The organism is Protofrankia sp. CiP1_Cm_nod3, from assembly GCF_982290655.1.
Genome location: NZ_CEVIVD010000002.1, coordinates 29,380 through 36,609 on the forward strand (window position 1 = coordinate 29,380; position 7,230 = coordinate 36,609).

Below are 7,230 nucleotides of genomic sequence, written 5' to 3' on the forward strand. Positions count from 1 at the left end.
CGGTGACGACGTACTGGCGACCGGGCTGACCTGCGGCGGGACCATCAGCGTCTTCGTGCAGCGCATCGACCGTCACGGCGCGCCGGAGTTCGGCGACGTGGCGGCGGCGGTGGCCGCGGCCGAGCCGGTGGCGGTGGGTACCGTCATCGGCTCGGCCGCCGCGCCGGTGCGGCCGGGCGCCCGGCTGGCGGTCTGGCCAAGCCGGGTGGCCGGCACCCTCGGCACCGAGGGGCTCGACGCGGCCGTCGCGGACGACGCCCGGGAGATGCTCGCGCGGGGGCACAGCGGCCGACGCCGCTACGGGCCGCGCGGCCAGCGGCACGGCACCGGGACAGGTACTGGGAGGACAGGTACTGAGATAGGCACCGGGATAGACGTGTTCGTGCGGGCGTTCGCGCAGCCCGCCCGCATGCTCGTGTTCGGTGCGGTCGACTTCGCGGCCGCGCTCACCCGCATCGGCGCGTTCCTGGGGTTTCGAGTCACCGTGTGTGATGCCCGGCCGGTGTTCGCCACCCGTGAGCGTTTCCCGGCGGCCCACGAGGTGGTGGTCGAATGGCCGCACCGCTATCTCGGGCGGATCGCCGTCGACCCGTCCACGGCGATCTGCGTGCTCACCCACGACCCGAAGTTCGACGTCCCCCTGCTGGCGGCGGCGCTGCGCACGCCGGCGGGCTACATCGGCGCGATGGGCAGCCGGCGCACCCATGCCGACCGGCTCGCCCGCCTGCGGGCCGCCGGGCTGACCGAGGCGGAGCTGGCCCGGATCCGGGCGCCGATCGGCCTTGATCTCGGTGGCCGTACGCCCGAGGAGACCGCGGTGTCGATCGCGGCCGAAATCGTCCAGACGCGCTGGGGTGGGAGCGGCCGGCCGTTGTCGACGACATCCGGCCGTATCCACCCCGTGCCGTGACAGTGCTGTGACGCACCGGTCCGGCGCGCCGACGGTCCGCCGCGGATCGGTGGGACCGGTGGTGGCCGTGAACCGGCAGTGGGCGACCGGCAGTGGGCGACCGGCGTGGATGTCGACAGCGGGCGAGGGGTGGGCGGCGGCTGGTCAGTACCAGACCAGCGCGTTCGCGTTCGACACCGTCAGGCCGACGATCCACAGTGCGACGTCGACGATGCCCAGGACGAGCCCGGCCGTTGCCAGGTGCCCACCGCCGCCGCGTCGTCCCCGCACCCCGAAGGCGATCGCGACGATCCCGAGGATGATCCCGAGGAGGAACAGGCCGATGATCCCGCAGACCAGGCTGATGACCGAGTCCCGCCGAGCGGTCGGGGTCCTGGTCCTGATTGGTCCGTAGCGCACCCCTGTTCCGTTCCCACCGAACGCCGCGGAACACACCACGACGTGCCGGCCTGCCCGGACCGGGCGAGATCCGGAGCTTCCCGTCCGGGATGGTGGCCGGCTCGGCGGGAGCCTGGTCAACGTCCGGACGTCGGTGCGCGCGCCTGTCGTCGGGCCGGCGTTCGGCAGCCGGGAAGCCGGGAAGCCGGGCCGCCAGCCGGCCCCGGGCCAGCCGGAGCAGCCGCTACCCGAGCCGGCCGCCGCCGGCCGGCCGCCGCTCGGTGGCCAGCCGGCGTAGGACCGTCGGCAGTGGACCCGAGTGGACGACGGTCAGCGTCCGGGTAGCCCTGGTCAGCGCCACGTACAGGTCGGCGAGGCCGCGCCGCGAACCATTAATGATCATCTGGGGCTCCGCCACGACGACCGCGTCGAACTCCAGGCCCTTGGACTCCGCGACGGTGAGCACCGCGATCGGGGCGGCCAGCACGTCCGCTGTGCCGCTGGGGGCGGCCGTTCCGGCCGCCGCTGTGCCGAAGGGGGTGCCCGCCGGCGCGGCCGCGAGTGCCGTGCGGATCCGCTCGGGCAGGCCGGCCGGGCAGATCACCGCCACCCGGCCCTCGCCCACCGCCTCGGCGGCACGCAGCGCCCACGCTGCGGCCGCGGCGGCCAGCGCGTCGCCACCGGGCCGGTCGGCGTCGACGGCCACCGCCGTCGGCCGCGCTCCGGTGGCCCGCACGGAGCGCGGCGGCCTGGCCGAGGGGTCCTGCGCGGCGAGGACGTCAGCCGCCACATCCATGATCTCCATGGGTGTGCGGTAGCTGACGCTGAGCCGTTCCAGCCGCCAGCGATCGCCGATGTGCGGGGCCAGCGCCTCGGCCCAGCAGCCCGCCGCGGCCGGGCCCGAAGCCTGGGCGAGATCACCGACCAGGGTGGCCGAGCGCATCGGGCAGCGCCGCCACAGCAGCCGCCACAGCATCGGTGACACTTCCTGCGCCTCGTCGACGATGAGATGGCCGAAGGCCCACGACCGGTCGCCGCTGGCATGCTCCACGGCGCTGCGCCGCCGGTGGGGGCCGTACCAGCGCTCGGTCATGCCCGCGGCCATCGTCTCCACGTCGACGGTCCCGGTCAGGCCGAGCCCGTCGAGGACCTCGCGGGCGTACTCCCGCTCGGCCTGCCGCTCCCGCTCGACCGCCCGCTCGGCCGGCCGCGCGGTGTCGACGTCCGGATCCCCCAGCAGTTCGGCGGCCTCGTCCAGCAGCGGTACGTCCGCCGGCGTCCACGGGGCGTCGGCCGGCCGGCACAGCAGGTGACGCTCGTGAGCGGTCAGCTGTGCCGCGCGCGCCGCCGAGGCGAGCCGGGGCGGCTCGGCGAACAGGTCGGCGAGCAGACGCTGCGGGGTCAGCCGTGGCCACAGCGCGTCGAAGACCGCCCGCACCGCCGGGTCGGCGCGCACGTACCCGGCGATCTCCTGGCGTTCGTCGTCGTCGAGCAGGCCACCGGGGAGATTCGCGATCACCTGGTCGGTGAGTCCGGCCGTCAGTTCGCGGACGAAGATCCGCCGGGCCGGGTTGTGCGGGCGGCGGCTGCGCCGGGCCCGGGCCCGGGCGTTCTCCACGAACCGCCGGGACAGGCGGAGCACGGCGCCGTCGTAGCGGACCTCCACCCCCTCCGCGGGAACGTGCTGGCGGTTCTTCACCGCCTCGGCCACCAGCGTCGCCATCCGCAGGTCACCCTTGAGCGTGCTGACGCGGGCGTCCTCGTCCCCGGTGGCGTCGACGCCGGGGAACAGCCGCCCCGGGGTCGCGAAGACCACGCCTGTCTCGCCGAGGGAGGGCAGCACCTGCTCGATGTAGCGCAGGAACACCGGGCTCGGGCCGACCACCAGCACACCGGAGCGGACGAGCCGCTCCCGCTCGGTGTACAGCAGGTAGGCGGCCCGGTGCAGGGCCACCGCGGTCTTGCCCGTACCCGGCCCGCCGTCGACGACCAGGACGGATCCGGCGCCGGCGCGGATCACCCTGTCCTGTTCGGCCTGCAGCGTCGCGACGATGTCGTGCATGTGGCCCGAGCGGGGCGCGGACAACGCCTCCAGCAACGGGGTGTCCCCGCTCGCGCCGGCCACCTGGGCGGCGTCGGCGGCGGTGGGGTCGAGCACGTCGTCGGTGAAGCCGCGCAGCTCGCGCCCTTTGGCCCGCAGGTGGCGGCGCCGCAGCAGGCCGTGCGGGTCGGCGAGGGTCGCCCGGTAGAAGGCGGTGGCCACCGGGGCCCGCCAGTCGATCAGGATCGGCTCGTGCTCGGCGTCCGACAGACCGATCCGGCCGATGTAGACGCGCTGGTGGCCGGTGCGGTCCATGGCACCGAAGCACAGCCGTTCCTCGGCGGCGTCGAACCGGTCGATCCGGTCGCAGTACGCGTCGGCGAAGGCCTCCCGCTCCACCCGGGACTGCGGTGTGCCGGTGCCCGCCGTCACCAGCACCGCGCGCAGCTGCTCACGGGCCTGGTCGCGCAGGTCGTCCAGCCGGTTGTACAGGATGTCGACATACGCCTGCTCGCGCGCGAGTTCGTACTCGTACGTCGTCGGCACCTGCGATCCTTCCGGTTTGTAGACGGTGGGCACGCCCGGCCCCGCGGCCGGGTCCCCGACCGGCAGCCGCTGGCCGACGTCCGCTGGCGGGCGTCCGCTGGCCGGCATCCACCGGCCGGCACCCGCATGTGGAGCGCGAGCGGAACGGAAGATAGATTCTACGCCAGGTGCCCCACCAGCACCCGGTGGGCCAGCGGAGTTCTGCCCGCTGTCGCTCGGCTGGTGCGTCGACGTCCGGCACCTCACGCTGGTCGCGCAACGTACGCCTGTGTGACGATGTGCTCCTGTCCGACGGCGATGTGCTCCTGTCCTGCGACGTGTGCCTGTTCGGCGATGTGCACCTGTTCGGCGATGTGCACCTGTTCGGACGGCACGCCGCAGAGCAGCGCCGCGTCCCGGACGGCCTGCGTCCACGCGCGCGGGCCACAGACGAACACGTCGTGGTCGACGATCTCGGGGACGATCTGGCGCAGCGCGACGTCGTCGAGCAGGGCGGAGAAGCGTTCCGGCAGCCACGACAGGCGGTCCGGGCAACGGTGCCCGGGCAGGTAGATCACCCGGATCCCGCGCAGCACGGCCAGCATGTCCAGCTCGTAACGGAAGGCCGAGCTCTCCTCGGTCATGGCCCGGTAGACCAGCACGGCATCGGCGGGGGAGCGCCCCAGCCCGTCGAGAAGCGTCCTGATCGGGCCGATGCCGACGCCGCACGCCATCACGGTCAGCCCTCGTGGCCGGCGGCCGGCGTCCACGGACGGGTCGACGCCCGTGCCCGGGGCCAGCGTCGCCACCGCAAGATCCAGCGTTGTCGCGATCATGATGTCGTCCTCCATCGGCTCAAGAGGCCCAGGGCCTGTCCCCGGGCACCTACCGGAGCAGGCCGCGGGCACGCGGGGAAGCGCGTGGCCACGGCTGGCGGCTCCCGTGCCCGCCAGCGGTCCTGCTGGTCCCTGCTGGTCTGGTCGGCCGCGCCGGTCCCGCCTCGCGGGGCCTGCGCGGGTGCTTCACCGTCCACGGTGGGCCGGCGGACTTCACCGTTGCTGAATCCAACCTGTGAGGTTGCTGGGAGTTCACTTCGCCGTCAGCGGAGGTGGATGTGCTCAGATAGAGCAACATCGGACGATCAACACGGAGCGGGCATATGAACGGTGAGACGACTGCCGATCAGTTGGTGAACCTGCGTGACCTGGGTGGGCTGCCCACCAGCGACGGCGGGCTGACCCGGGCCGGTGTGCTCTACCGCAGCGAGGCTCCCCTGCACGGTGACCGGCCGCCGCCGAACGGTCTCGCATGGCCGCCCCGCACGGTCGTCGACCTGCGCTCGCCGGTCGAGCAGGACGGCCCGCACCCGCTGGCCTCGGCGGCGACCGGCATCCACCTGATCCCGCTGCTGGGCGACGTCGATCCCCACGACCCGTCCTCCCGGACCGCCACGGCGCTCGCCGGCGGTCTGCGCACGCTCTACCAGTCGATCATTGTCTCCGCCGGCTCGCTGGTGGTCGGCATCCTTCATCTCGCGGCTCGGACACCCGCGCCGCTGCTCGTCCACTGCGCGGCCGGGAAGGACCGGACCGGCCTTGTCGTGGCGGTGCTGCTGCGTGCCGCGGGCGTCCGGGCGGACGCGGTGCTCGCGGACTACGCGATCACGGCCACGAACATGCCCGCGGTGCTGCGACGGATGGGTGACAGCCCGCTGCTGCCGGGCGGTGGGCAGAACGCGCGGGATCTGGCCAGGACGTCGTCCTCGGCCGTCGAGCAGGTGCTGGGCGTCATCGACGGCCACGACGGCGGCGTGGTGGGCTGGCTGGCCGCCAACGGCGCGGATCCGGACGCGGTATCCGCCTGGAAGTCCCGCCTGGTGGCCTGACCCGTTCCGTTCTGTTCCGTCCCGTTCGCCGTCCGGACCCGGTCCCGTCCCGTCCGGGCTCGGTCCTGTCCCGTCCGGACCCGGCACAGCCGGTCTCACGGAAACGGTCCCACGGAAATCCGCGACGTGTTCCGGCGCCCTGTTTCCCGTCCTTGTCGGTTTTTCTTGACGGTCACCGCTTTTCTTGACGGCCACCGCGGAATGGTGGCGGGCCCACGTGGTGAACCGTCTGTCCGGGGCAGGGAGCGTGGATCTCGACGGTGAAGGACGCGGTCGGCCGGGCGCCACGCGGCCAGCTGGCCTCGATGGCCGCGCGGACCTCCGGTGCCCGCCGGTGGTGGGCGGTGGGCCCCATCATCACCAGGTTCAACAGGTCGTCCGGGGACAGGGAGAGCTCGAGGTCCATGGCCAGCCGGTCCTGTTGGACGAAAAATCCGGCCAGTTTCGCGCGCAGCCGCTCGGATTTTCTCTCGTCCACGGTGACCAGGCCGAGCGGGCCCACGATCTCGCCAAGATGGCGGACGGTGGGTGTCACGATGGCCAGCCGTCCGTCCGGGCGCAGGACGCGGTGCATTTCCGCGGCATTTCGCGGTGCAAAGACGTCGAGAACAAGTGCTGCCGTCGCGGTCCGGATGGGCAGTGGGCCGCGTACGTCCGTGCCGATGGCGCCGATGCGCGGATGTGCCCGGGCCGCCCGTCGCAGCGCGTAACGTGACGCGTCCACCGCGATACCGGCCGCGCCCGGAGCGGACCGGAGCAGGCGCGCCAGGTAGTAGCCGGTACCGGCGCCGACATCGACGACGACCGGCGCGCCGCCGGACGTACCGCTGCCCCCGCTCTCGCTCCCGCCCTGGGCCGGGCCGCTGTCCTGGGACGTGCCGCTGACCGCCTGACGACCGTGGCCGCCGGCGGCGAGCGCGCCCGCAAGCCTGTTCGCGGGCTGGTCCGTGAGTGCGCCGGCAAGCCTGCCGGTGAGCTCGCCGGTGAGCCTGCCAGCGAGTCCGCCGGTGAGTCCGCCGGTGAGCTCGGCGGCGAGCCTGTCGGCGAGCCGGTCGGCAAGTGCGGTGTAGTGGCCGGCGCCAAGGAAGGCCTCCCGCGCCCGCACCATGTCCGCGCTGTCACCGGGGAGAGCCTTCGCCCGCCCGGCGGTGAGCGTCAGGTAGCCCGCCCGGGCGAGGTCGTAGCTGTGGCCCGCCGGACAGTGGACCCGCCCCGGCCCGGCGGTCAGCCCCTGGTGACATGTCGGGCATGTGAGATGGGCAAGAACGGTATGAATCACGCCGAGCCCGCCGTCATCATCGGCCGCATGGTAACGACAGTACGTGCCCGGTGAGCAGGGACGATCGAACGCCGGCCCGGTGGTGTCAGGCAGCGGGTGCCCGAAGCGGCAGGGGCGCCGGAGCGGTAGGAGGCCGGGGCCTGCACCGGCGCCGGAGCGGTACGGGCGCCAGACCGGTACGGGCGCCGGGAACAGTGAGGGTGTCAGGACAG

6 protein-coding genes are annotated in these 7,230 nt (G+C 73.6%); 2 read left to right on the top strand and 4 right to left on the bottom strand.

The features are described 5' to 3' along the window. Positions 1–910, top strand: a 910-nt coding sequence (locus tag AC5LUJ_RS01050) for an XdhC family protein (protein ID WP_493464326.1), incomplete at its 5' end; no start/stop codon positions are given. Between the two features lie 144 nt (positions 911–1,054). Here the strand turns inward: AC5LUJ_RS01050 and AC5LUJ_RS01055 are convergent. The 3 genes from AC5LUJ_RS01055 to AC5LUJ_RS01065 all read right to left on the bottom strand — a co-directional run bounded on the left by AC5LUJ_RS01055 (position 1,055) and on the right by AC5LUJ_RS01065 (position 4,690). Beyond that, a complete protein-coding gene (locus AC5LUJ_RS01055; RefSeq protein WP_250282894.1) occupies positions 1,055–1,309 on the bottom strand; it encodes a hypothetical protein in 255 nt (84 codons plus the stop codon). Positions 1,310–1,532: 223 nt separating this feature from the next. Then, the gene (locus tag AC5LUJ_RS01060; RefSeq protein ID WP_493464327.1) at positions 1,533–3,875 is read right to left on the bottom strand and encodes a HelD family protein; all 2,343 of its coding nucleotides are present in this window, start codon (positions 3,873–3,875) and stop codon (positions 1,533–1,535) included. A gap of 242 nt (positions 3,876–4,117) precedes the next feature. Then, positions 4,118–4,690 carry a ferric reductase-like transmembrane domain-containing protein gene (locus AC5LUJ_RS01065; protein WP_250283955.1) on the bottom strand — a complete coding sequence of 191 codons (573 nt, stop codon included), beginning with the start codon at positions 4,688–4,690 and terminating at the stop codon, positions 4,118–4,120. Positions 4,691–5,013: 323 nt separating this feature from the next. On the opposite strand from AC5LUJ_RS01065, the gene AC5LUJ_RS01070 reads away from it, so the two are divergent. Continuing rightward, positions 5,014–5,739, top strand: coding sequence for a tyrosine-protein phosphatase (locus AC5LUJ_RS01070; RefSeq protein WP_250283957.1), 726 nt, complete (start codon positions 5,014–5,016; stop codon positions 5,737–5,739). A gap of 172 nt (positions 5,740–5,911) precedes the next feature. On the opposite strand, the gene AC5LUJ_RS01075 is transcribed toward AC5LUJ_RS01070, so the two are convergent. Continuing rightward, positions 5,912–7,018, bottom strand: coding sequence for a methyltransferase domain-containing protein (locus AC5LUJ_RS01075; protein WP_250283959.1), 1,107 nt, complete (start codon positions 7,016–7,018; stop codon positions 5,912–5,914). Positions 7,019–7,230: the final 212 nt, after the last annotated feature.

What these genes read in the sequence shown, in the direction of transcription:
- AC5LUJ_RS01065 (WP_250283955.1), bottom strand. Translation starts at nt 4,690, where the DNA reads ATGATCGCGACAACGCTGGATCTTGCGGTGGCGACGCTGGCCCCGGGC.
- AC5LUJ_RS01070 (WP_250283957.1), top strand. Translation starts at nt 5,014, where the DNA reads ATGAACGGTGAGACGACTGCCGATCAGTTGGTGAACCTGCGTGACCTG.